Source organism: Acidovorax sp. FG42 (genome assembly GCF_057809195.1).
Genome location: NZ_JBMDJM010000007.1, coordinates 98649 through 122000 on the forward strand (window position 1 = coordinate 98649; position 23352 = coordinate 122000).

A 23352-nucleotide genomic window follows, 5' to 3' on the forward strand; every position below is an offset into this window, starting at 1 on the left:
TAATATGATGGCTTAGAGGAAAGGATTCCCGGAATGAACATTCAATCTGGAACCGCGACGATGTCTCTGGCACCCGCCAATCCCTGGGCGCTGGTGCCCCCCTTGGGCAACCTGGACGCCTATATTTCGGCCGTCAACCGCCTGCCCCTGCTCACTCACGAAGAAGAGCAGACCTACGCACGCCAACTCAAGGACAACAACGATCTGGACGCCGCCGGCCGGCTGGTGATGTCGCACCTGCGCCTGGTGGTCTCGATTGCACGCCAGTACCTGGGCTATGGCCTGCCCCATGGCGACCTGATCCAGGAAGGCAATGTGGGCCTGATGAAGGCCGTTAAGCGCTTTGACCCCGACCAGGGTGTGCGCCTGGTGAGCTACGCCATGCACTGGATCAAGGCCGAGATCCACGAATACATCCTGAAGAACTGGCGCATGGTCAAGGTGGCCACCACCAAGGCGCAGCGCAAGCTGTTCTTCAACCTGCGCTCCATGAAGCAGGGCTTTAAGGCCGACGCCTCGGCCGCCGACGTTGCCACGCACCGTGACACCCTGTCGGACCACGAGATCGACGCCGTGGCCGCGCAGCTGAATGTGAAGCGCGAAGAAGTCATCGAGATGGAAACCCGCATGGCGGGTGGTGATGTGCTGCTGGACCCCGCCCCGTCCGATGACGGCGAGCAGGCGTTTGGCCCCATTGCTTACCTGGCAGACGCGTCGCACGAGCCCACCGCCATGATCGAGTCGCGCCAGCGCGACGCCCTGGCCACCGACGGCATTGCCAACGCCCTGGCCAGCCTGGACGACCGCAGCCGCCGCATCGTGGAAGAGCGCTGGCTCAAGGTCAACGACGACGGCTCCGGCGGCATGACGCTGCACGACCTGGCCGCCGTGTACGGCGTGAGCGCCGAGCGCATTCGCCAGATCGAAGTGGCCGCCATGAAGAAGATGAAAAAGGCCCTGGCCGAATACGCCTGACCGGGCCGGGCAGCGGGGTTAATATCCCAGGCCGCAGAAGTTGCCTCGCGGGGCCCCAGTTCTGGGGCCCCGCGTCGTTTGGCCCCCCGAATATTCTTCAAGGAGATTGCACCCCATGCCCTCACGTCCCGCCTTTACCGGCCGTGTTTCCCGCCGTGCTTCGCTGTTGATCGCGCTGGCTGCCGCGTCCCCGTGGGCGCTGGCGCAAAGCGCCGGCAAGGCTACCGCTACGGCGCCCGCGCCACTGGCCTGGCCGACCAAGCCGCTGAAGATCATTGTGGGCTTTCCAGCCGGTTCGTCGCCGGACCTGACGGCGCGCACGTTCTCGGAGCCCCTATCCAAGGCCTTGGGCCAGCCCGTGATCGTGGACAACAAGGTGGGTGCAGGCGGCAACATTGGTGCCGACGCAGTGGCCAAGGCCCGTGACGACCACACCATCGGGCTGATGATCAACGGCAACATGACGATTGCAAAGCTGCTGAACCCGGCGGTTCCGTATGACCCGATCAAGGACTTGGCACCGCTCAGCCTAATCGGCACGTCGCCGCTGATCCTCACGGCCCCCGTCAACCAGCCTGGCGTGGCTGCCAACGGCACTGCGCGGGACTTCTTCGTGGCCGCACGCAACGGGGGCGACAAGTGGAGCTATGGCACGCCAGGCGTAGGCACCGTGGGCCATATCGGCACCGAGCTGCTCAAGGCACGCAGCAACATCAACCCCGTGCATGTGCCCTACCCCGGCTATCCGCAGGTGGCCAACGCGATGCTAGGCGGCCAGTTGCAGATGGCGCTGCTGCCCCCGGCGCTGGCCCAGGCCCAGGTGCGTGCAGGCAAGCTGCGCGCGATCGGCGTCACCTCGTCCGGCCGCAGCCCGCTGGCCCCCGATGTGCCGAGCCTGGCCGAGGCTGGCATCAGCAACTTCAACCTGGAGATCTGGAACGCCTTCGCAGCGCCCTCCACCATGCCCAAGCCCATCCAGGCCAAGCTGGCCGCGCTGCTCAGCGAGATCGCCCGCAGCGAGGACGTGCGCAGCAAGCTGTTCCAGCAAGGGTGGCAGACGGTGGGCTCGTCGCCCGAAGGCCTGGCCAACCGCATCAAAGCCGACACCAATCTGCTGGGCGGCGTGATTGCGATGCGCGGCATCAAGGCCGAATAAGGCCCGAGGGCGTCAACTCGTGCGGGGCCACACAGCGCCCCGCGCCACGGCGGCTTGGCACAGACCCAGGGTCACCCAGAGGCTGGGGCTTAGCCCCCGGCCTCGGCCAACAACACCTTCACATCGGCCGCCAGGGCCTGCGCGCCGCTGCCGTAGCGGTTGTAGACCCGCAGGCGGCCTGCAGGGTCGTACACGTAGCTGCCCGCCGAGTGGTCCATGGTGTAGCTGGTGGGCGTCTTGCCATCGACCTTTTTGTAGTAAATCTTGAAGTCCTTGGCCACGGCAGCCAGCTGCTCGGGCGTGCCATACAGCGCCAGGAAGCTTGGATCGAAATTGGCCATGTAGGCCTTGAGCACCTCGGGCGTGTCGCGCTCCGGGTCTACGGTCACAAAAATACCCTGCAGGCGGTCACCGTCCTTGCCCAGCATCTGCTTGACCTCGGCCAGCTCCTGCATCGAGGTGGGGCACACGTCGGGGCACTGGGTATAGCCAAAGAACACCACCACCACCTTGCCGGCAAAGTCCTTGATGTGGCGCGGTTGGCCGTTGTGGTCGGTCAGGGGAATGTCGCGAGCGTATTCAGCACCGGTGACGTCCACACCCCTGAACTCGGCCTTTTTCTCGGAACATGCGCCCAGGAGGCCGGTAGCGCAGAGGGATAGTGCACCAGCAGCTATCAAATGAAGAGCATTTCGTTTCTGCATGGAGGTCATCACAGCACGTAGTGGTCCACCAGCAGTGCCGCAAACAGCACGCTCAGATGGATGAGGGAAAAGCGGAAGGTCTTGCGGGCCAGAGCGTCCGAATAGTTGCGCCACAGCGCGAACGCATACCCGCAGAAACCGAGACTGAGCAGCACAGCGGCAGCCAGATAGATCCAGGAACTCATGCCATAGATGAACGGCATCATGCACCCGGCCAGAAGGATCAGCGTGTACAGAAACACCTGCAAACGCGTGAACTCATTGCCATGCGTGACGGGCAGCATGGGCAAGCCAGACTTGCGGTAGTCCTCCACCCGGTACAGGGCAAGCGCCCAGAAGTGCGGCGGCGTCCACAAAAAGATGATGAGGAAGAGAATGAGCGCCTCGGGCCCCACATCGTTGGTCATGGCCGCCCAGCCCAGCACCGGTGGCATGGCCCCGGAGGCGCCGCCGATCACGATGTTCTGGGGCGTGAGGGGTTTGAGGATCACGGTGTAGACCACCGCATAACCCACAAAGGTGGCGAAGGTGAGCCACATGGTCAGCGGGTTGATCCAGACGTACAGCAGCACAGAGCCTACGGCACAGAGGACGGCTGAGAACAGCAGCGTCTGCGCGTTGGACAGCTCGCCCTTGGCCGTAGGGCGCCAGGCGGTGCGCTTCATCTTGGCGTCGATACCCTGCTCGACGATGCAATTGAACGCGGCCGCAGCGCCGGCCACCAGCCACACACCCAGGCAGGCCAGCGCCATGTGGCCCAGTTGCGCAGCATTGGGCAGGCCGGGCACGGCCAGCACCATTCCGATCAGCGCACAAAAGACGATGAGCTGCACCACGCGGGGCTTGGTCAGCGCATAAAACTGCTGGAACCGTGAGGGCGGTGCAGCAATGGCGGAGGGGGCAACACTCATGCAGATACTCTCGATGCGCCCGTGGGCGCGGAAAACTCTCGGGGCGCGGGTGCCGCGCGGCTGGACACCAGGGACCAGGTCAGCACCACCACCAGGGCAGCGGCGCCGCCGGTGTGCAGCACCGCGGCCACCAGGGGCCAGTCCAGCACCACGTTGGACAAACCCGTCACCAGCTGCAGCAAGGCCAGACCGCCAATCCACCGGGCCTGCGTAGGCAACACGCCATTGCGATGGAAGCGCCAGGCCATCAGGCCCAGTGCCAGCAGCACCACATAGGCCATCAGGCGGTGCACGTAATGAATGGCGGTGAGCGCAGCAAAGCTGATGTGGCTACCGTCTTGCAACATGCCCAGCTTGCGCCAGATCTGGAAGCCCTGCGCAAAGTCCATGGCGGGCCACCAGCTGCCCTGGCAGGTGGGAAAGGTGGTGCATGCCAGCACCGCATAGTTGGTGCTGACCCAGCCACCCAGCACCACCTGCAGGGCCAGCAGCAGCGCCGTCAATATCAGTCCCCAGCGCAGCACGGGGGACAAGGCCACCGGTGAGCGCCCCTGGGCACTGTGGGTATGGCGCACGGCCTGCACACACAACAGTGCCAGCAGCACCAGACCACCGATCAGATGCAGGGTGACGATGGCGGGAAAAAGCTTCATGGTCACCGTGAGTGCGCCAAACGCGCCCTGCAAGCACACCCACAACAAGGTCACCGTGGGCCACCAGGGACTGAGCGGCGGCGCCTGCTGTCCGCCCTCACGCCGAGCACGCCGTTGCTGTACCCAGGACGACACAGTGATCACAATGATCAGCACCCCCACCCCCGTCGCCAGGTAACGGTGGATCATCTCGATCCAGGCCTTGCCGTGCGTCACGGGGCCGGTCGGCATGGCCTCCTGGGCGGCCGCAATCTCGGCGCGGGCACCCACCGGGCTGGCGCTGCCATAACAGCCGGGCCAGTCGGGACAACCCAGGCCCGAATCGGTCAAGCGTGTGAAGGCGCCGAACAGCACCAGATCAAACGTGAGGAACAGCGTGAGCACCGTGAGCGCCTGCAAGCGCCGCATGGGCGTGCTGCGGCGATTGCGCGCCCACACCCAGACCAGCGGCCCCAGCGCGATCACCAGGCCGAGCAGCATCAGCTCGAACACTGGGGCCAGGTCGTACAGCGGTTGGGTATCGGTCATGGCTTGACCGGCCGCCCCGGCTCGTCCCACGAAGAAGAAGCGCGCAGCAGCCGCTCCAGGTCCCGCTTGGCCTTGGCGGCGCCACTGGTGTCCATGGCCGCCGGAAAACGCATCATCCAGTTGCCCATCGGGTCCACCACATAGAGGTGGTCTGCCAGTTGCTGGCCCGGGGCCGGCTCCAGCCAGGCCTTGACGGCACTGGGCTCGACCCGCAACACAGTGGCTTGCTGCAGGGCGGGCGTGAGAGCGGCGGGTGGCAGGGCGTTGTCGTTGATCAGCCAGACCCAGTCCACCCGGTCTTTTTCCTTACCCAAGCTCTCGCGCAGCTGGCGCTGCAGGTACAGGTGCTTCTGGCAGGCCGGATCGCAATCGCCTCCGGCCACACTTACCAGCAACCATTGGCCTTTGAGGGACTCCAGCCGCTTGGCCCCGCCATCGAGCGTGGAGGCGGTGAGCGCAGGCACGGTGCGCTGGGGGTTGATCAGCTCGCCGTAAACGCGCCGCCCCTCCGGGCGGATCACGTAGTAGGTGAAGTACGAGGCGACCACTGGCGCGGCGCAGATCAGCAGCACGCCCAGCATCTTCCAGCGCCCATGGCGCGCACGCTGTGCGGTGGCGACCGCCTCCCCCGCCTCGGGCAAGGTGTGTACGGTCAGCCCCAGCGGGTGCTCCGCACGCGCCTCAGGCGGCAGGCTGGCTGCGCGGGCGAATGAACCGTCGGACGATTTGGAACCAGACATAAAGGAGTGCTATCAGGCCGCAGAGCCCGAACCATTGAAATGCGTAACCGTAGTGTTTTTCGACACCTGCGCCGACCACAGGCCAGTCGCGCAGCAGGCCATCGCCCGCGTCGCCCACTGGGCCCGTCTGCAACACCGTGAGGAGGGCGAGCGCCAGACCGGTTTCGGTGCGGAACGCTGCCAAGTCCAGATTTTGCCGGATGCGGGAAGACCCCTGTGCACTATCGCCCCCCTGGAACTCGTACAGCCGCGAGGGCGACAAGGCCACACGGCCTTGAATGCGCACCTCGGTATCCGCCGGCGTGGTCACGGAAGGCAGTTGGGTGCGGTCCTGGAAATTGCGAGCCACCCATCCCCGTTGCACAAGCACCACCCCAGCGCCATCGCCAGAAAGTTGCAGTGGTGTGAGCACAAAAAACCCAGGGCGCCCCTGCATCTGCCGGTTGTCCAGATACACCGTGTGCTCAGGCAGCCAGCGCCCCTGCAGCATCACAGCACGGTGTACGAGGGCTTGTTGGGCCTCGGGCGTCGCGCTAGCCGGGTCTGTCAGCGTACGCCCGTCTATAGCCGGCTGGCTGGCCCGCGCATCCAGCATCGCCTGCAGCGACTCTTTCTGGGCGGCTCGCGACAATTGCCAACGCCCCAAAGAGGCAGTGACCAGCATGCCCACCACGGCAGCCAGGGTAATGAGCCAAAAACGCAGGCCCGCAGGACGGTGAAGGGGGGTCACAGGATAATGCGCTCCATGAAATACCTCGTAGTGCTGGCGTTCATCGCCATTTTGGCCAGCCTGGCATCGGCCTTGTTCTTCATGATGCGCAACGGACGCGACGACAAGAGCAAGGGCAACCACATGGCCAAGGCGCTGGCGGTGCGTGTGGGGCTGTCCATCGTGCTGTTCTTGTGCATTCTGGTCGCTTGGCAGTTGGGATACATCCAGCCCACCGGGCTGCCCGCCACCCGTTGACCCTGGGGCTTGATCCGCCAACCGGAGAACCTGCGCCCATCACAGGCTACTGCTGACCCGCACCACCGAGCGGTAGAACAAAAAAAGCGCCGCGAGGCGCTTTTTTTGATGGCGTCCGGGCCTGGCTTACATCCAGTAGACCAGCACGTACAGGCCCAGCCACACCACGTCCACAAAGTGCCAGTACCAGGCAGCACCTTCAAAGCCAAAGTGCTTGTCGGCCGTGAAGTGGCCCTTTTGCAGGCGCAGCGTGATCACCAGCAGCATCAGCATACCCAGGAACACGTGGAAGCCGTGGAACCCGGTGAGCATAAAGAACGTGGAACCAAACACACCCGAGCTGAGCTTGAGATTCAGGTCGGTGTAGAGGTGGTAGTACTCGTAACCCTGCACCAGCAGGAACACGAAGCCCAGCAGCACCGTGGCCCACATGAAACCGATGGTCTTGCCACGTTGGTTTTCACGCAGAGCGTGGTGGGCAATGGTCAGCGTCACGCCCGAGGTCAACAGCAGCGCGGTGTTGATCGTGGGCAGCCAGAAGGGGCCTACGGTCTGGAAGGGTTCGATGATGCCGGCGGGCGATGCCGTGACACCGGCAGCCATGCTGGGCCAGACGGCCTTGAAGTCAGGCCACAGCAGCGCGTTGTCCAGGCTACCCAGCGCAGGCACCGAGTGCGAGCGCGCCCACCACAGGGCGGTGAAGAACGCTCCAAAGAACATCACCTCGGAGAAGATGAACCAACTCATGCTCCAGCGGTACGACAGGTCGATCTTGTGACCGTACAGGCCGCCTTCGCTCTCGCGCACTGCGTCGCCAAACCACTGGTACAGCGTGAACAGCCACCACACCAGCCCCACGGCCAGCGAATATTTGCCCCAGTCGTGACCATTGATCCACTGGCCAGCGCCCAGGATCACAAAGAACAGACCGGCCGCGGCCATCACCGGGTGGCGAGACTCGGCGGGCACATAGTAGTACGGGGTTCCGCCGTGGGTTGATGCACTCATTTCAGCTCCTGATTCTCAAAATCTTTGTTTTCAGTATTTGTTCGCACAAACCAGCCAACACACTCACACGACCCAGTTCACCAGCCCGATCAGGCCCATGACCAACAAAAAAACTGCCATCAATCCCACCACGATGATGTGGATCGGGTTGAGTTTTTCGACATCTTGCTGGTACTCGCTGCCTTTGCGCAAGCCAATCAGCGACCATGCCACCGCGCGCACCGTGCGCAGCAATGAGCCTTTGCGTTGCGACGGCTTCACGCCTGCGGATGGCCCGCGCGGCGCGCTCATGAGCCCGCTCCTTGCAAGGCCGCCGCATTGACACCCGGCACCACGGCAGCGGCCGTTGATTCGGGGGCTGCGGGCGTTTTACCGCCCACTTCAAAGAAGGTGTACGACAGCGTGATCGTGGTGACGTCTTTGGACAATTTCGGATCAATCACGAACGCCACGGGCCAGGTTTTCTTTTCACCGGGCTCCAGGGTGTACTGATTGAAGCAAAAGCATTCCAGCTTGTTGAAGTGCGCAGCGGCCTGCCGGGGCGCGTAACTGGGAATGGCCTGGGCGGCCATACGGCGGTTCTGCACGTTCTGGAACTCGTACATCACCGTCGTCAGCTCACCAGGGTGCACCTGCACGGAACGCTGCGCCGGCTTGAAGTCCCAGGGGCCGCGCGAGTTCGCGTCGAACTCCACCGTGATGGTGCGCGACTTGTCCACCTGGGTATTGGCGGGTACGCGCACATCCTTGCCGGCCACACCGTTGCCCGGCACCTGCCGCTCCGACAGCGACAGGATGTTGATGCCCGTCATCTCGCAGATGTGCTTGTAGATGGGGATCAGCACGTAGCCGAAGGCGAACATGCCGGCCGCAATCACGACCAGCTTGCCGACCATCTTGGCGTTTTCGCGGTGCAGGCTCATGGGGTGGGCCGGTGGCTCAGCGGGACAGCAAGACCACCTTGACCATGAACCCGACAAAGAACACCGCCGCCACGGACGCCAGGATCAGCGCCAGCCGCAGGTTGTTCTTCTTTTGCTCGGGGGTCATGGACATGGTGTTCAGCCAATCACGCGGGTTGCCGTGGCGTCCAGCTTGGGAGGATTCTCAAACGTGTGGAAAGGCGCGGGGGAAGGAACTTCCCACTCCAGACCCTCGGCACCGTCCCATGGCTTGGCAGGGGCCTTGGAGCCGTTGCCACGCATGGCTGGCAGTACCACGGCCAGGAAGAAGTACACCTGCATCAGACCGAAACCAAACGCGCCCACCGAGGCAATCGCGTTGAAGTCAGCGAACTGCATGGGGTAGTCGGCATAACGACGGGGCATGCCAGCCAGACCCAGGAAGTGCATCGGGAAGAAGGTGATGTTGAACGTGATCAGCGAGCCCCAGAAGTGGATCTGGCCACGGGTTTCGGAATACATCACGCCGGTCCACTTGGGCAGCCAGTAGTACACGCCAGCAAACATGGAGAACAGCGAACCGGCCACCAGCACGTAGTGGAAGTGGGCCACCACGTAGTAGGTGTCTTGCAGCTGGATGTCGATGGGGGCCATGGCCAGGATCAGGCCGGTGAAACCACCCATGGTGAACACGAAGATGAAGCCCACGGCAAACAGCATGGGGGTTTCAAACGTCATCGAACCGCGCCACATGGTGGCGATCCAGTTGAAGATCTTCACGGCCGTGGGCACGGAGATCAGCATCGTGGCGTACATGAAGAACAACTGGCCAGTCACAGGCATGCCGGTCGTGAACATGTGGTGGGCCCACACGATGAACGACAGGATGGCGATGGACGAAGTGGCGTACACCATGGAGGCATAGCCGAACAGCTTCTTGCGGCTGAACGCAGGCACGATCTGACTGATGATGCCGAAAGCCGGCAAGATCATGATGTACACCTCGGGGTGACCGAAGAACCAGAAGATGTGCTGGTACATCACCGGGTCACCACCACCGGCGGGGTTGAAGAAGCTGGTGCCGAAGTGACGGTCCGTCAGCGTCATGGTGATGGCACCGGCCAGCACAGGCATCACGGCAATCAGCAGATAGGCGGTGATGAGCCAGGTCCAGGCGAACATGGGCATCTTCATCAGCGTCATGCCAGGGGCGCGCATGTTCAGGATGGTCACGATGATGTTGATCGAGCCCATGATGGACGAAGCACCCAGGATGTGCATCGCGAAGATGCCGGCATCCATGGAAGGACCCATTTGCAACGTCAACGGTGCGTACAGCGTCCAGCCGGCAGCGGGAGCGCCACCGGGCATGAAGAACGAGCTGACCAGCATCAGTGCAGCAGGAATCATCAGCCAGAAGCTGAAGTTGTTCATGCGCGCAAAGGCCATGTCGGAGGCGCCGATCTGCAGCGGGATCATCCAGTTCGCAAAACCCACGAAGGCCGGCATGATGGCGCCGAACACCATGATGAGGCCGTGCATGGTGGTGAGCTGGTTGAACAGCTCAGGGTTCACCAGTTGCAGGCCGGGCTGGAACAGCTCGGCGCGGATCAGCAGGGCCAGGATGCCCCCGACCATCAGCATGGTGAACGAGAACAGCAGGTACAGCGTACCGATGTCTTTGTGGTTGGTGGCGAACACCCAGCGGCGCCAGCCGGTGGGGCCATGGTGGTCGTGGCCGTCGTGTGCGTGGTCGCCAGCGTGCCCGTGGTTGTCGAGTACTGCGCTCATGGTGAATTCCTCAATACGATGGGGCGATGATTACTTGCCACGCAGGGCCAGAACTTCAGCAGGCTGCACCAGCTGGCCGGTCTTGTTGGACCAGTTGTTCTTGGTGTAGGTGACCACGGCGGCGATGTCGGTGTCGCTCAGCTGCGCCCATGCAGGCATGGCGCCATTGTTCTGGCCCTTAAGCAAGACCTGGATCTGCTTGGCATGGTCGGCATCCAGCACCACGGCAGCACCGTCGAGTGGCTTGATGGGGCCAGCGCCCTTGCCGTTGGCCTGGTGGCAGGCAGCGCAGTTGGCCGCATACACCTTCTCGCCGCGCTTGAGGATGTCGTCCAGCGCCCACACCTTCGTGGGGTCGTCCAGCTTGGCTGCGGCCTTCTTCTTTTGTTCGGCCACCCAGGCGGTGTAGTCCTCGGCGGACACGACCTTCACGTGGATGGGCATGTAGGCGTGTTCCTTGCCGCACAGCTCAGCGCACTGGCCGTAGTAGTCGCCGATCTTCTCGGCGCGGAACCAGGTGTCACGCACAAAGCCCGGGATCGCGTCCTGCTTGATGCCGAAGGCAGGCACCATGAAGGCGTGGATCACGTCGTTGGCCGTGGTGATGATGCGGATCTTCTTGTTGACCGGCACCACCATGGGGTTGTCCACCTTGAGCAGGTAGTTGGCCGGGGCGTCCTTGACGTTGCCGCTGTCAGACATCACACGGTGGCTGCTGTCCAGTGTGGAGATGAAGGCCAAGCCTTCGCCTTCGCCGGTGATGTAGTCATAGCCCCACTTCCACTGGTAGCCCGTGGTCTTGATCGTGAGGTCGGCGTTGGTAGTGTCCTTCTGGGCGACCAGCACCTTGGTGGCGGGCAAGGCCATGAGGATCACGATGATGAACGGAACAATGGTCCAGACCACTTCGACCGTCACCGACTCATGGAAGTTGGCAGCCTTCGCGCCCTTGGAGCGGCGATGCTTCCAGATCGAGTAGAACATCACGGAGAACACTGCAACAAAGATCACCGTGCAGATGATCAGCATCATCCAATGCAGAAAATGCTGCTCTTCTGCGATCTTGGTGACGGGCGGCGCCAGGTTCAGCTGGTTGACTGCAGGGCCGCCAGGCAGGTCCTGAACGGCATGGGCTGCGGAGCCCACCCATGCACTGGCAATCAGCAGCAGAGAAGCCAGCTTGTTGGAAATGCTCTTCATAGTTCTCACTTACTTCTAAGCCTCAATTTAACCAATCCCTTTCGCGCGCCTGCGTGGGGTCAGGCAGCGCGCAAGGCCATGCGGATCTCCGATGCCAAGGCCGGCCGGAGCTCTGGGCGCACATAGCGCCCCACCTCCACCGAACGGCCCTGTGCAGACAGCGTGATCAGCGAATGGTCTCCCGTCTTGGGCTCTACGCGAACCCGGCTCCGGTCAAACTCCGCGCGCTCCAGCCTGCCTGCTGTCTCCAGCTCCACTACAAGGCGTGAGCCCTGCAATGAAATCCTCTCGCCATCCGCCGCATGGCGACCGTACATGGCGAATGCAATCCCTACTGCCACGATTTCGAGCCAGGCGAAGGGCATCACCAGGTGGGCGCCGAGCATCCAGAAGAATGTCGCGATCCCCAGGGACACCACACACAGCGACAGATACATCCAGCCCAATTGCGTCGGCGTGACCGAACAATTGCGAACCAGACGCCAGTCAATGCGCTGACCCGACACCGTGGCAAAACGAAAAACCAAGCCCGTCACCGTGAGTGCTCACAAGACTGCCGGCTGCAGCACACGTTGCGCCTTGGGCACAACAGGCACAGCCTGCCAAATTGCGCGGGAAGATGCCCGAAATCTTAATAACCAAGAATTGTAGCGTGCCTTGTTCCAAGTCATTGACACGCCGTTACAGGTTAGTTCTCAGTGCCGCCCTTGCGCAACATGGCGCGCATGTCCTGCAGCGACACCGCACTGCTGGAACTGACGCGCACCCGGGGTGCAGGCTTGAAGGCATGGCCATAGATGATTTCAAAAGTCAGTGCCAACTGACCTTTCTGGCCCGGATCGGCCAGACGCTCGGACAGCACTTGGTAGAGCTTGTCGCGCCAGCGCCGTCCGCGCAATGAGGGAAAGCGATCAGGATGCAAATTCGCACCCAGCTCGCGCAGCTCTTGAACCAGCCGCTCGGGCGTGGCAAAGGTAAGCGTGATGCGTTCCATATCCATCACCGGCTCTGCAAAACCGGCGTGCACCAGCATGTCTCCCCAGTCGTGCATGTCGGTGAAGGCATGGCCCGCAGGCGGCCACCCCATGGCGGCGTACACGCCGTGCAGCTCACGGAGGGTGTCCGGTCCGAGACACGAGAACATCAGATAGCCATCCACCGCCAGGGCGCGGTGCCAGCGGCCGATCAGGTCTTGCGGGTCGGCAGCCATGTGCAGCGCCATGTTGGACCACAACATCTGTACGCTGGCATCGGCTGGCGGCCCGACTTGCAAGGCCCCTGCACCCCAGCGGGCGGGGTTCCACCAGGGCTTGGCCAATGCCTGCCTCGCCACAGGTTCGCAATGCGCGCTGGTCTCATACACCTGGCAACGCGCCTGCGGGTAGCGAGCACTCACCAGGGCATGCGTCTGCAGACCCCCACGCACTGGGTCCCAATGGCACCAGGAGGCGGGTGCCTGGCGAATCCACTGCAACCGGTCCTCCATGCGGCGCGCCACCTCTTCGTGCAGCCAGGGGGACGCGGCCGGGGCCGCAGCATGCCAGCGGGCTGCGGCAACAGGATCAATGGTGGGGGGACGCTCGGAGGACATGGGCGGGGCAGAAGGACGCGCGAGTATATTGATTCATGCTCTTTTTGGGTTTGCCAGGGATTTCACGCCGCCTCCACGCCTGGGTGGACAAAGTGCCTAGCCAGTGCGCCGTGTGCCACGCCTGGCCGTCGCAGCGTGTCTGCAATGCGTGTGTGATGCGGTTTGCCCAGCCTGCCACGCGTTGCCAGCGCTGCGCGCTGCGGGTGCCCGCAGGGGTTGCCGTGTGCGGCGCCTGCCTGCAGAACCCGCCCAGCTTCGACGCCTGCATTGCCGCCGTGGACTACGCGTACCCATGGGCCGACGCTCTGGCGCAGTTCAAGTTCAGGGGCGACCCGGGATGGGCCAGGGCCTTGGCCACCCTGATGCGCAGCACGCCCTGGATGGAGCCGGCACTGGAGGCGGCCGACCGGGTACTGGCAGTCCCCCTGTCCACCGAGCGCCTGCGCGAGCGGGGCTTCAACCAGTCGGCCCTTCTGGCAAGGCAACTGGCTGGCACCAAGGCGGACTGCCACACCCTACTGCGACTGCATGCCACCGAAGTCCAAAGCGGCCTGCCCCGGGTGCAGCGGCTGCGCAATCTCCGCGGCGCCTTCGCCGTAGAGCCCGCCCGCGCAGCCAGCCTGCGTGGCCAGCGGGTGGTACTGATCGATGACGTGATGACCACGGGCGCCACCCTGCATGCAGCCACCTTGGCACTGCGCGAGGCAGGTGTCGCGCATGTCACGGCCACTGTGCTGGCGCGCACAGGGCTGGACTGAAAAGCGCCAGACAGGTACCGAACCGGCACCGAACGAACACCGAACAGGTACTAAAGGGATACTTTTGATTACGAGCGGTTGCTCAACTCACAGGTCCAACGATGACAATGGCGGTCATGTTCCATATCGTCCTCGTCGAACCCGAGATTCCGCCCAACACCGGCAATGTGATTCGCCTGGCGGCCAACACCGGGTGCTCGCTGCACCTGATCGAGCCCCTGGGGTTCTCGATGGAAGACCGCCAGATGCGTCGTGCAGGGCTGGATTACCACGAATATGCCAGCGTGCAGGTCCATGCAGGCTGGACGGCCTTTCTGCGGGACACCCAGCCGGACCCGACCCGGATGTTTGCGATGACCACCCACGGCTCGCAACCCGTGCACTCCACCTGCTTTCTGCCCGGCGACTGGCTGGTGTTTGGCGCGGAAACGCGGGGGCTGCCCCCCGAGTTGCGCGAGAGCTTCCCACCAGCGCAGCGCCTGCGCCTGCCCATGGTGCCCGGTCAGCGCAGCCTCAATTTGTCCAACGCCGTGGCGGTCACCGTGTTCGAGGCCTGGCGGCAGAACAGCTTTGCCATGCCTGATGGGCAGGTGATGGTCGAGCCCGAGGGCACGATCATCAGCGGGTTCGCACAGCTCAACTGAGCTGGCCGGACTTTTCCGCCATGGCGCGGGGCACATGTTCGGTCAGGAAGTCCAGAAACACCCGCGTGCGCGCGGGCAGCATGCGGCCCGAGGGCAACGCTGCGTAGATCGTGTAACGCGAAAAGATCCAGCCCGGCAGGATATGGACCAGCTCGCCCCGGGCCAGGTGCTCCTCGGCCAGCAGGCGCGACGTGACAGCCACGCCTGCCCCATCCACAGCGGCGCGCATCAGCAGCTCGGTGCTGACGGACTGCAGCACCGCCGGTGCGTCCACCTCTTCGTCTGGCACATCCGCCCGCAGCGACTGCAGGCGCAGCTTGCGGCCAGGCCCTGACTGCAGGCGCACGGGCGCGCTCGAGTCGCGCAGGTAGTCGTGGTGAATCAGGTCTTGCGGCTCGCGCGGAATGCCCCGGCGCTCCAGGTAATCGGGGGACGCCACCACAATCGCCTCACCCTGCACCAGAGGACGCGCGACGATGTTGGCATCAAAGTCCTCGCCCGCCACCATGATGGTCACGTCGAACTCATCCACACGGCTGGAGGCATAGGCGTCCATGCTGATGTCGAGCATGAGCTTGGGATAGTAGGCATGCCACACCGCCACCATGGGGGCCAGAAAGTTGGTGGCCAGCACCGGCGCCGCCACGATGCGGATGGTGCCGCGCAGATCGCGCGTGCTGGCGGCAGCGGCGGCCTCGGCGTCGTCGATCTCGTGCAGGATGGCGCGCACCCGCTGCAGGTACGACTCCCCCGCGTCGGTGAGCGCCAGCTTGCGGGTGGTGCGCTGCAGCAGGCGTGTGCCCAGGTGCTGCTCCAGCTCGGCCACCATGCGGGTGACCACGGGGGGCGACATGTCCATGGCGCGGGCGGCGGCGGCAAAGCCGCCCTCCTCCACCACGCGTTCGAAAATTTTCATGGCTTGCAGGCGGTCCATGGTTCAGACCTCCTGCCCGCTGGTGGCCCGGCTCAGGCCGGGGCGCCGAAGTTGCGCGCCAGCGACTCGGCCACGCACACCGGCTTGTCGCTGCCCTCGCGCTCCACGGTCACCAGCCAGGTCATCTGCATGCCATCGGGCGCCACGGGCTCGGCAGCCTGCAGCGTGAGGCGCGCGCGCAAGCGGCTGCCCACCGGCACCGGTGCCGTGAAGCGCACCTTGTTGAGCCCGTAGTTCACGCCCATGCGTGCCCCCTCGATCGTGAGGCCCACCTCGAAGAACTTGGGAATCAGCGACAGCGTGAGAAACCCGTGCGCAATGGGCGCGCCAAATGGCCCGGCCTTGGCACGCTCCGGGTCCACGTGGATCCACTGGTGGTCGCCCGTGGCCTCGGCGAACAGGTTGACCTGTTCCTGCGTGATGGTGATCCAGTCGGTCACAGCGACCTCCTGGCCCACGCAGGCGCTGACTTCGGAATAAGAGCGGAAGATTTTCATCGTTGCAATGTAGCCCCGCGCTCTGGCGCGCCTTGTCTGCCGGGTGACAGGTGTTTTCCCGGGGGAGTGGATGTACGTCGTGCTTCACGCTGTCCTTCAAGAATTGAGCCACGAGCAGATCCCTTGCCACTGCTCCAGGTCGCGCGCAACGCGGCCAGGGGCCACGTCAAACAGCGTGAGTCCGTGCGCTGCCAGGTGGATGTAGTTTTGCGTGTCGCGCAGATAGCCCAGCACCGGAAACCCCAGGCTGTCCACAAAGTGGTGCAGCTGCTCGGCCGCCTTGGTGCGCGCATCCACCCGCATGCCGACGATGCCCACCGGCACCCCGGCGGCGTGGCGGTGCTCGGCCAGCTGGTCCAGGAAGGCGCGCGTGGCAAAGATGTCGAACACGCTGGGCTGCAGCGGCACGATGACCTTGTCGGCCAGCTTGAGCACGTCGTTCAGGCGCCAGCCGTGCAGGCCGGCGGGCGTGTCGAGCACCGCGTGGGTGGTGCCCTTGGGCGGGCGGCTGATGACGTCCGAGCTGGTGTCCCAGCTGCCGATGGGGCGCGCAGCGGGCGGGCGCAGGCCCAGCCACAGCCGGGCGGACTGCTGCCGGTCGGTGTCGCCCAGAATCACGGGATGCCCCTGGCTGGCAAAGTAGCCCGCGATGTTGGTGGACAGCGTGGACTTGCCCACGCCGCCCTTCGGGTTGGCGACAACAACTACTGGCATGACAAGCTCCTTGGAATCTGCAGGTCCATGAAAATACAAGCCAAATCAGCTTCAAGCGCAATATCCATATGCGCTTGCAGCTATCAAATCAGAAGCATCCCCTGACACCCCAGCGGTGCCGCAGCCGCCTCAGGCGTGCTCGCCACCGCGCTTGACGAAGAACAGCCCCGCCCCCACCGCCATCAGCAAACCGCCAAACACGCGGTTTTGCGCCCGCACCGCCCGCGCGCTGCGCATCAGACGGCGCAGGGCACTGGCCCCCGCAGCGTAGCCGTGCATGACCACCACGTCCACCGTCACGGTGGTGGCGGCCATCACCAGCAGCTGCGTCCACAGCGGGCGCGTGTCGGTCATGAACTGGGGCAGCACGGCCACCATGAAGATGATGCCCTTGGGGTTGGTGGCGTTGGTCAGAAAACCTGTGAGGCAGCGTTTTTGCCAGGTGCCCGCCGACTCGGTCTTATCCCCTTGCACCGGCGACTTGTCGCCAGCCCGCCACTGGCAGAAGCCCACATAGATCAGGTAACACGCGCCCAGCACCTTGACGATGCTGAACGCCACCTCGGACGCCAGCAGCAGCGAGCCCACGCCCGCCCCAGCAATCAGCAAAATCAGCAGCAGCCCCAGCTGCAGGCCCAGGATGGTGGCGCCCGTCTTGCGCACGCCAAACGACAGACCATGGCTCATCGACAACACAGCCCCCGAGCCCGGCGACACCGCAATCAGGCAAGACGCCGCAAAAAAAGCCAGCCAAGTCTGCAGATCCATGGGTCACCGTGCCTGTGTGCGAAGAAGGGCCCGCATCTTAGCAACGCAGGGGCCCCGGCACCATGACCTGCATAAAAACAGGCGCAGGCGCTAGATAATCATACCCGAACAGCTATCAAATATATAGCGCCACAGATCCACCACACGGCAACCGCCCCGACGCCTTGCGGCGGTGCCAGAATCTGGCACACCCGCCCCGCACATCGGGAGCGCGGTGTTCTGCCTCCCCACGACGACCTCCAGCGCACTCTGCCCCATGGAACACGCCCCCACCTGGCTCACCTACGGTTTCCTGTACCTCACCGCCGCCGTGCTGGCCGTGCCCATTGCCAAGGCGCTGGGCCTGGGCGCCATCATTGGCTACCTGGCGGCAGGCATCGCCATCGGGCCCTGGGGCCTGGGGCTGGTCAGCAACGTGCAGGACATCCTGCACTTCGCCGAGTTCGGCGTGGTGCTCATGCTCTTTCTGGTCGGGCTGGAACTGCAACCCAGCCGCCTGTGGGCCCTGCGCCGCCCCATTTTTGGCACTGGCACGGCCCAGGTGCTGGGCTGCGCCGCCGTGCTGTTTGCACTGGGCGCGCTGGCCGGCCTGCCCTGGCGCGTGAGCCTGGTGGGCGCGCTGGGACTGGCGCTGTCGTCCACAGCCATTGCGTTGCAGTCGCTGGCCGAGCGCAACCTCATGCGCACGCAAAGCGGACAGGCGGGCTTTTCGATCCTGCTGTTCCAGGATGTGGCGGCCATCCCCATCCTGGCCCTGCTGCCGGTGCTGGGCGCAGCCGCTGGTGAAGGCGCGGGCCACACACCGGGCGAGATGGTGCTGGAGGTGCTCAAGATCGTCGGGGTGATCGCGGCCATCATCCTCGGCGGGCGCCTGCTGCTGCGCCCCGTGCTGCGCTGGATCGCCAAGAGCAAAACCCCCGAAATCTTCACCGCCGCCGCGCTGCTGCTGGTGGTGGGCATTGCCTACCTGATGGTGCTGGTGGGCCTGTCGATGGCGCTGGGCGCCTTCCTCGCCGGCGTGCTGCTGGCCGACAGCGAATACCGGCGCGAGCTGGAGGCCGACATCGAGCCCTTCAAGGGCCTGCTGCTGGGGCTGTTCTTCATCGCCGTGGGCATGAGCATTGACTTCGGTGTCATCTTGCGCTCGCCGGGCCTCATGGCTGCCATCCTGGTCGGCTTCCTCGCTGCCAAGGCGGTGGTCATCTACGCCCTGGCCAAGGTGGTCGAGATTCCCTACCAGGAGCGCCCCGTCTTCACCCTGCTGCTGGCCCAGGGCGGAGAGTTTGCATTTGTGGTGTTCCAGGCCGCTGCGGGCGCCAGCGTGTTCCCGGCAGAGACCGCCTCGCTGCTCATCGGTGCCGTGGCGCTGTCCATGCTGATCAGCCCGCTGCTGCTGGTGCTGCTGGACCGCGTGCTGCTGCGTCGCTATGCCCAGCTCAAGACCGCCAAGCCCCAGGCCGAGGAAATCTCCGAACCCCAAGAGGCGCCCATCATCATCGCGGGCTTCGGCCGCTACGGGCAGATCGTCTCGCGCGTGCTGCTGGCCCAGGGCATCCCCACCACCGTGCTGGACCACAGCGTCGACATGCTGGAGGTGGCGCGCACCTTTGGCTACCGCGTGTTCTACGGCGACGCCACCCGCCTCGACCTGCTGCGCATTGCCGGGGCCGAACACGCGCGCATCCTGGTGGTGGCCGTGGACGATGCCGAGCAGTCCCTGCAAATCGCCAAGCTGGCGCGCGAGCACTTCCCCCACCTGCAGATCGTGGCCCGCGCACGGGATGTGACCCACTGGAACAAGCTGCGCGACCTGGGCGTGACACTGGTGCAGCGCGAGCTGTTCGAGTCCAGCCTGCAAAGCGCCCACACCGTGCTGGAGCTGATGGGCCTGCCCCCCGCGCAGGCCACCGCCATCACCCAGCGTTTTCGCACCCACAACATCGCGCTGGCCGACCGCATGTACCCGCACCACAAGGACCGGGCCAAGTTCATCGCCGTGGCGCGCGAAGGCCGCAACCAGTTTGCGGAGCAGATGGCGCGGGAACGGCAGGAGAGTGCGGCGATGAATGCGGCGGGGGTGGAGTACCCGGGGTATAGCGGAATCGCAGAGGGAGAGAGGCGCGGCGGAGCAGAGGACGCACCGGAGGTAGAAAAGCAGACTTCAAACCGCTGAAGAAGAGAGATTCCCGGTTCCATATTTCATAGTGTTTGTTCCTCAAGCTGTTACTGCTTATAGCGACTTACCCCATTGCCCCGCCGTAATCGTGCCCATGAACATCCCACTCGACGTCCCATGGATTCAGACCCTGCGCCTCATCCTGGAGGTGGCTGCCACCGTGGCGTTCGCACTGTCGGGCGTGATGGCCGCCGCGCGCAAGCGGCTGGATGCCGTGGGCGTGTGTGTGGTGGCCTTTGTGGCAGCGTTCGGCGGGGGCACGCTGCGCGACCTGTTGCTGGACCAGCGGCCCTTCTTCTGGATCCGCCACACCGAATTTGTGTGGGGCATTCTGGCTCTGTGCATTGGCGCCATGCTGTTCATGCGCCAGCGGCACTTTGAGCCCACCGAACGCGCCATGCTGCTGCCCGATGCGATCGGCCTGGGCCTGTTTGCCGCCGTGGGCGTGGACATTGCCACCGCCATTGGCATGCCGCCCATCATCAGCGTGATGATGGGCGTGACCACCGGCGTGTTCGGCGGCGTGCTGCGCGACGTGTTGTGCAACGAAGTGCCCCAAGCTTTCAGCGACCACCGGCCCTACGCCCTGTGCGCATTTGCCGGTGGCTGGGCCGATGTAGCCCTGCGCCACCTGCAGGCGCCCGACTGGGCGCCGCTGGTGGCCTGCGTGCTGCTCACCGCCGGGCTGCGCGGGCTGGCGGTGTGGCGCAACTGGGAGCTGCCTGCGTGGCGGGTGTGACCAAGCCTGCCAGCCCTGGCGCAGCAAGGCTGGCGCACCTGTGACAGCATCGGGTGCCCGAGGCCCGCACACTGGCCTCCGTCCGACTGCAGGAGACACACAACAATGACCACCGCACCCACGCCCGCACACCTGCGTGCCACGGCCCTTATCGACAGCGACGCACCTTCGATCCAGGCCTTTGCTGCCCAGCACGCGCGCGGCACCACCGACCGCGAGCGCGCCGTGGCCCTGTACTTGGCCGTGCGCGACGGCTTTCGCTACGACCCTTACCGCATCGACCTGTCGCCCCAGGGCATGACCGCCAGCACCGTGCTGGCCAACGGTTACGGCTGGTGCGTGCCCAAGGCCGCGCTGCTCACCGCTGTGTGCCGCGCAGCGGGCATCCCCGCGCGCATGGGCTTTGCCGACGTGCGCAACCACCTCAGCACCGAGCGCATGCGCGAGACCATGAAGACCGACCTCTTCATCTGGCACGGCTACACCGACATCTGGCTCGATGGCGCCTGGCGCAAGGCCACGCCCGCGTTCAACATCGAGCTGTGCGAGCGCTTTGGCCTGCTGCCCCTGGAGTTCGACGGCGAGAACGATTCCATCTACCACCCGTTCGACAAGTCGGGCGCACGCCACATGGAATACGTGCACCAGCGCGGCGCGTTTGACGACATGCCCCTCGCGCAGATCGTGGCCGACTTTCGCATGGTGTACAGCGGCTGGCTGCAGGGCGACGCCACCCGCAGCAGCCTGCAGGACGCTAGTTTTGCCAACGACATTGAAAAGGAAGCCCGCTGATGACGCACGCCCCCGAGAACGCCACCACTGCCCCCCTTCCCGAGGGCTTTGCCCCGCTGGTGGCGGGCGGCCCTTACATCCAGCACAACGGCCCGCTGTATGTGCTGCACCAGGGCAACGTGGTGAAGTTCGGCTTTCGCGTGGAGCCGCGCCACACCAATCCCATGGGCAACCTGCACGGCGGCATGATGGCCACCTTTTGCGACATGCTGGTACCCCTGTCGGTGCACCGCAAAAGCGACCAGGTGTCAAACCGCTTCCTGCCCACCATCAGCCTGCAGATTGACTACCTGGCCCCCGCCCCGCTGGGCGCCTGGGTGGAGGGCGAGGCCGAGCCGCTGCGCATCACACGCTCGCTGGTGTTTGCGCAGGGCCTGGTCACCGCCGACGGCGTACCCTGTGCGCGGGTGAGCGGGGTGTTCAAGATCGGGCCTGAAGTGCCCAGCAACGCGGTGGAGTGAGCGGCCCTGGGCCGCAGGCCACGGTAGTCCAAACCTGAACCGCACCGCTCAGGCGGTGCCCAGCGCAGCCACCACAAACTCCACAAACCGCGCCAGCTTGGGCAGTTGCCGCCGGTCGGGCGCATAGACCAAGTGCACCGGGCGCGGCACGGGCAGGCAGTGCTGCATCACCGGCACCAGCGCACCGCTGGCCAGGTCGTCGGCCAATAGCACTTCGGGCTGCATGATGAGGCCCAGGCCGCGCAGTGCCGCCTGGCGCAGGCCGTCGCCCTGGTTGCACACAAAGCGTGCGTTCTCAGGCCAGAAGAACTCCTCCTTGCCGTCGCGCAGCGTCCACTCCACCCGGCGTTGCCACACCGAGTGGCTCAGGCACTGGTGCTGCGCCAGGTCGGCCGCGCGCCTGGGCGTGCCGTGGCGCTGCAGGTAGGCAGGGGCCGCGGCAATCACCATGCGGTAGGGACGCAGCGGGCGTGCCACCAAGCCCTCGTTCACCACCTGGCCAATGCGCACGGCCACGTCAAAACCCTCGCCTGCCAGGTCCACCACACTGTCGGTGAGCTGCAGGTCCACACGCACCTGGTCGTGGCGCTGCAGAAAGTCGGCCACCAGCGGCGCGATCACGTGGTTGCCCAGCGTGAACGGCGCACTCACCCGCAGCAGGCCCTGGGGCACGGCGCGGCTGCGCTCCACGGCGGACTCGGCCCAGCGCACCTGCTCCAGCACGCGTTTGCTGTCTTCGTAGAACGCAGCACCCACCTCGGTCAGGCTGTTCTGGCGCGTGCTGCGCTGGAACAGGCGCGCGCCCAGGTGGGACTCCAGCTGCTGGATGTGCTTGCCCACCATCACGGCGGAGATCTGCAGCTGGCGCGCGGCGGCGGCAAAGCTGCCCGCCTCCACCACAGCCACCATGACTTCCATGTTGCGCAGCTTGTCCATGGCAACCCCCTCAATTACTAATCAATAGTTAGCACAATCATAACTTGCAGGCACTTTATGCATTGATTGATTAGCAAAAGAATCAGGTTGTCAGTTCCTCATCAACCCCTTTTTCACACCCAAGGAAAACACCATGTCCAAGATTCTTCTCATCGGCGCCAGCGGCACCATCGGCCAAGCTGTGCAGGCCAACCTGGGCGCACGCCACGACGTGATCACCGTGGGCCGCAGCAGCGGTACGCACCGCGCAGACTTCTCACAGCCAGGCGCGGTCTCCCAACTGTTCGAGGCCGTGGGCAAGGTGGATGCCATCGTGAGCACGGCGGGCAATCTGCACTTTGGCCCGCTGGCCGAGATGACGGCCGAGCAGTTCAACATCGGCCTGCAGGACAAATTGCTGGGCCAGGTGCAACTGGCGCTGGTCGGCCAGAAGTACCTGAACGATGGCGGCTCCATCACACTGATCAGCGGCGTGCTTTCCACCGAGCCCATCCGCAACGGCGCCAGCGCCACGGCGGTGAACGCGGCCATCGAAGGCTTTGTGGCCGCCGCAGCCATCGAGCTGCCGCGCAGCCTGCGCATTAACGCCATCAGCCCCACGGTGCTGGCCGAGTCGATGGGCAGCTACGGACCGTTCTTCCCAGGGTTCGAGCCAGTGCCCGCCGCGCGCGTGGCGCTGGCCTACCAGCGCAGCGTGGAAGGTGCGCAGACGGGGCGTGTGTACCGGGTGCAGTGAGCCCGGCTGCCTGATATAAAACAAAAATAGCTGCTACCGCCTGTTGTACACGCGGTAGCAGCTATCAATTT

At 64.6% G+C, this 23352-nt stretch carries 28 protein-coding genes; 10 read left to right on the plus strand and 18 right to left on the minus strand.

Features of this window, described 5'->3' with window-relative positions; translation table 11 throughout:
* The first annotated feature begins 33 nt into the window (after nt 1-33).
* On the plus strand, nt 34-975 hold the full coding sequence (gene rpoH, locus ACODSM_RS09675; protein WP_488805111.1) for an RNA polymerase sigma factor RpoH: 942 nt from the start codon (nt 34-36) through the stop codon (nt 973-975).
* A gap of 115 nt (nt 976-1090) precedes the next feature.
* The gene (locus ACODSM_RS09680) at nt 1091-2131 is read left to right on the plus strand and encodes a Bug family tripartite tricarboxylate transporter substrate binding protein (protein WP_488805112.1); all 1041 of its coding nucleotides are present in this window, start codon (nt 1091-1093) and stop codon (nt 2129-2131) included.
* Nucleotides 2132-2220: 89 nt separating this feature from the next.
* Here the strand turns inward: ACODSM_RS09680 and ACODSM_RS09685 are convergent, their stop codons facing one another.
* Genes ACODSM_RS09685 through ACODSM_RS09705 form a run of 5 tightly spaced genes read right to left on the minus strand, consistent with a single transcriptional unit; the run spans nt 2221 to nt 6397 of the window.
* A complete protein-coding gene (locus ACODSM_RS09685; protein WP_488805113.1) occupies nt 2221-2835 on the minus strand; it encodes an SCO family protein in 615 nt (204 codons plus the stop codon).
* Nucleotides 2836-2843: 8 nt separating this feature from the next.
* Nucleotides 2844-3746: a heme o synthase gene (gene cyoE, locus ACODSM_RS09690; RefSeq protein WP_488805114.1), complete on the minus strand. Its 903-nt coding sequence runs from the start codon at nt 3744-3746 to the stop codon at nt 2844-2846.
* Complete coding sequence (locus ACODSM_RS09695) at nt 3743-4927, minus strand: COX15/CtaA family protein (RefSeq protein WP_488805115.1); 1185 nt, start codon at nt 4925-4927, stop codon at nt 3743-3745. Before ACODSM_RS09695 ends, cyoE begins: the two co-directional genes overlap by 4 nt.
* Nucleotides 4924-5667: an SCO family protein gene (locus ACODSM_RS09700; protein WP_488805116.1), complete on the minus strand. Its 744-nt coding sequence runs from the start codon at nt 5665-5667 to the stop codon at nt 4924-4926. The genes ACODSM_RS09695 and ACODSM_RS09700 overlap by 4 nt, the downstream gene beginning before the upstream one ends.
* Nucleotides 5609-6397, minus strand: coding sequence for an SURF1 family protein (locus ACODSM_RS09705; protein ID WP_488805117.1), 789 nt, complete (start codon nt 6395-6397; stop codon nt 5609-5611). The genes ACODSM_RS09700 and ACODSM_RS09705 overlap by 59 nt, the downstream gene beginning before the upstream one ends.
* 15 nt (nt 6398-6412) lie before the next feature.
* On the opposite strand from ACODSM_RS09705, the gene ACODSM_RS09710 reads away from it, so the two are divergent.
* Complete coding sequence (locus ACODSM_RS09710) at nt 6413-6634, plus strand: twin transmembrane helix small protein (protein WP_015015500.1); 222 nt, start codon at nt 6413-6415, stop codon at nt 6632-6634.
* 126 nt (nt 6635-6760) lie between these two features.
* Here the strand turns inward: ACODSM_RS09710 and ACODSM_RS09715 are convergent, their stop codons facing one another.
* The 8 genes from ACODSM_RS09715 to ACODSM_RS09750 form a co-directional block, all read right to left on the minus strand.
* A complete protein-coding gene (locus tag ACODSM_RS09715) occupies nt 6761-7642 on the minus strand; it encodes a cytochrome c oxidase subunit 3 (protein ID WP_015015501.1) in 882 nt (293 codons plus the stop codon).
* A gap of 63 nt (nt 7643-7705) precedes the next feature.
* Nucleotides 7706-7933, minus strand: a complete 228-nt coding sequence (locus ACODSM_RS09720; protein ID WP_488805118.1) for a DUF2970 domain-containing protein — start codon at nt 7931-7933, stop codon at nt 7706-7708.
* Nucleotides 7930-8565 carry a cytochrome c oxidase assembly protein gene (locus ACODSM_RS09725; RefSeq protein WP_209818369.1) on the minus strand — a complete coding sequence of 212 codons (636 nt, stop codon included), beginning with the start codon at nt 8563-8565 and terminating at the stop codon, nt 7930-7932. The genes ACODSM_RS09720 and ACODSM_RS09725 overlap by 4 nt, the downstream gene beginning before the upstream one ends.
* Before the next feature lie 16 nt (nt 8566-8581).
* Nucleotides 8582-8692 carry a cytochrome oxidase small assembly protein gene (locus ACODSM_RS09730; RefSeq protein WP_209819187.1) on the minus strand — a complete coding sequence of 37 codons (111 nt, stop codon included), beginning with the start codon at nt 8690-8692 and terminating at the stop codon, nt 8582-8584.
* An 11-nt stretch (nt 8693-8703) separates the two neighbouring features.
* Nucleotides 8704-10335: a cytochrome c oxidase subunit I gene (gene ctaD, locus ACODSM_RS09735; protein WP_488805119.1), complete on the minus strand. Its 1632-nt coding sequence runs from the start codon at nt 10333-10335 to the stop codon at nt 8704-8706.
* Between the two features lie 30 nt (nt 10336-10365).
* Nucleotides 10366-11535: a cytochrome c oxidase subunit II gene (gene coxB, locus ACODSM_RS09740; RefSeq protein ID WP_291443930.1), complete on the minus strand. Its 1170-nt coding sequence runs from the start codon at nt 11533-11535 to the stop codon at nt 10366-10368.
* Nucleotides 11536-11594: 59 nt separating this feature from the next.
* A complete protein-coding gene (locus ACODSM_RS09745) occupies nt 11595-12071 on the minus strand; it encodes a DUF2244 domain-containing protein (protein WP_056066007.1) in 477 nt (158 codons plus the stop codon).
* 152 nt (nt 12072-12223) lie between these two features.
* Nucleotides 12224-13126 (minus strand): methyltransferase domain-containing protein, encoded by a 903-nt coding sequence (locus ACODSM_RS09750; protein ID WP_488805120.1) that lies wholly within the window; start codon nt 13124-13126, stop codon nt 12224-12226.
* Nucleotides 13127-13161: 35 nt separating this feature from the next.
* On the opposite strand from ACODSM_RS09750, the gene ACODSM_RS09755 reads away from it, so the two are divergent.
* Together ACODSM_RS09755 and ACODSM_RS09760 are read left to right on the plus strand one after the other, a co-directional pair.
* On the plus strand, nt 13162-13884 hold the full coding sequence (locus tag ACODSM_RS09755; RefSeq protein ID WP_476017397.1) for a ComF family protein: 723 nt from the start codon (nt 13162-13164) through the stop codon (nt 13882-13884).
* A gap of 116 nt (nt 13885-14000) precedes the next feature.
* A complete protein-coding gene (locus ACODSM_RS09760; RefSeq protein WP_015015510.1) occupies nt 14001-14528 on the plus strand; it encodes a tRNA (cytidine(34)-2'-O)-methyltransferase in 528 nt (175 codons plus the stop codon).
* Here the strand turns inward: ACODSM_RS09760 and ACODSM_RS09765 are convergent.
* The 4 genes from ACODSM_RS09765 to ACODSM_RS09780 all read right to left on the minus strand — a co-directional run bounded on the left by ACODSM_RS09765 (nt 14521) and on the right by ACODSM_RS09780 (nt 17441).
* Entirely contained in the window at nt 14521-15462 is a 942-nt protein-coding gene (locus ACODSM_RS09765) for a LysR family transcriptional regulator (RefSeq protein WP_056746814.1), read from the minus strand. The genes ACODSM_RS09760 and ACODSM_RS09765 overlap by 8 nt on opposite strands.
* Nucleotides 15463-15494: 32 nt before the next feature.
* Nucleotides 15495-15959 (minus strand): MaoC family dehydratase, encoded by a 465-nt coding sequence (locus ACODSM_RS09770; RefSeq protein ID WP_015015512.1) that lies wholly within the window; start codon nt 15957-15959, stop codon nt 15495-15497.
* Nucleotides 15960-16055: 96 nt separating this feature from the next.
* On the minus strand, nt 16056-16673 hold the full coding sequence (locus tag ACODSM_RS09775; protein ID WP_488805121.1) for a nucleotide-binding protein: 618 nt from the start codon (nt 16671-16673) through the stop codon (nt 16056-16058).
* Nucleotides 16674-16802: 129 nt separating this feature from the next.
* The gene (locus ACODSM_RS09780; protein ID WP_488805122.1) at nt 16803-17441 is read right to left on the minus strand and encodes a LysE family translocator; all 639 of its coding nucleotides are present in this window, start codon (nt 17439-17441) and stop codon (nt 16803-16805) included.
* A 256-nt stretch (nt 17442-17697) separates the two neighbouring features.
* Between ACODSM_RS09780 and kefC the strand changes: the two genes are divergently transcribed.
* From kefC to ACODSM_RS09800, 4 genes are all read left to right on the plus strand, one after another.
* Nucleotides 17698-19614, plus strand: a complete 1917-nt coding sequence (kefC, locus tag ACODSM_RS09785) for a glutathione-regulated potassium-efflux system protein KefC (protein WP_488805123.1) — start codon at nt 17698-17700, stop codon at nt 19612-19614.
* Between the two features lie 97 nt (nt 19615-19711).
* Nucleotides 19712-20356: a trimeric intracellular cation channel family protein gene (locus ACODSM_RS09790; protein ID WP_488805124.1), complete on the plus strand. Its 645-nt coding sequence runs from the start codon at nt 19712-19714 to the stop codon at nt 20354-20356.
* A gap of 105 nt (nt 20357-20461) precedes the next feature.
* Entirely contained in the window at nt 20462-21148 is a 687-nt protein-coding gene (locus tag ACODSM_RS09795; protein ID WP_488805125.1) for a transglutaminase-like domain-containing protein, read from the plus strand.
* Nucleotides 21148-21609, plus strand: a complete 462-nt coding sequence (locus tag ACODSM_RS09800; RefSeq protein WP_015015518.1) for a PaaI family thioesterase — start codon at nt 21148-21150, stop codon at nt 21607-21609. The genes ACODSM_RS09795 and ACODSM_RS09800 overlap by 1 nt, the downstream gene beginning before the upstream one ends.
* 48 nt (nt 21610-21657) lie before the next feature.
* On the opposite strand, the gene ACODSM_RS09805 is transcribed toward ACODSM_RS09800, so the two are convergent.
* A complete protein-coding gene (locus ACODSM_RS09805; protein ID WP_488805126.1) occupies nt 21658-22545 on the minus strand; it encodes a LysR family transcriptional regulator in 888 nt (295 codons plus the stop codon).
* Nucleotides 22546-22678: 133 nt separating this feature from the next.
* Here ACODSM_RS09805 and ACODSM_RS09810 point away from each other — a divergent pair, with 133 nt between their 5' ends.
* The gene (locus tag ACODSM_RS09810; protein ID WP_488805127.1) at nt 22679-23281 is read left to right on the plus strand and encodes a short chain dehydrogenase; all 603 of its coding nucleotides are present in this window, start codon (nt 22679-22681) and stop codon (nt 23279-23281) included.
* The last annotated feature ends 71 nt before the right edge of the window (nt 23282-23352 follow it).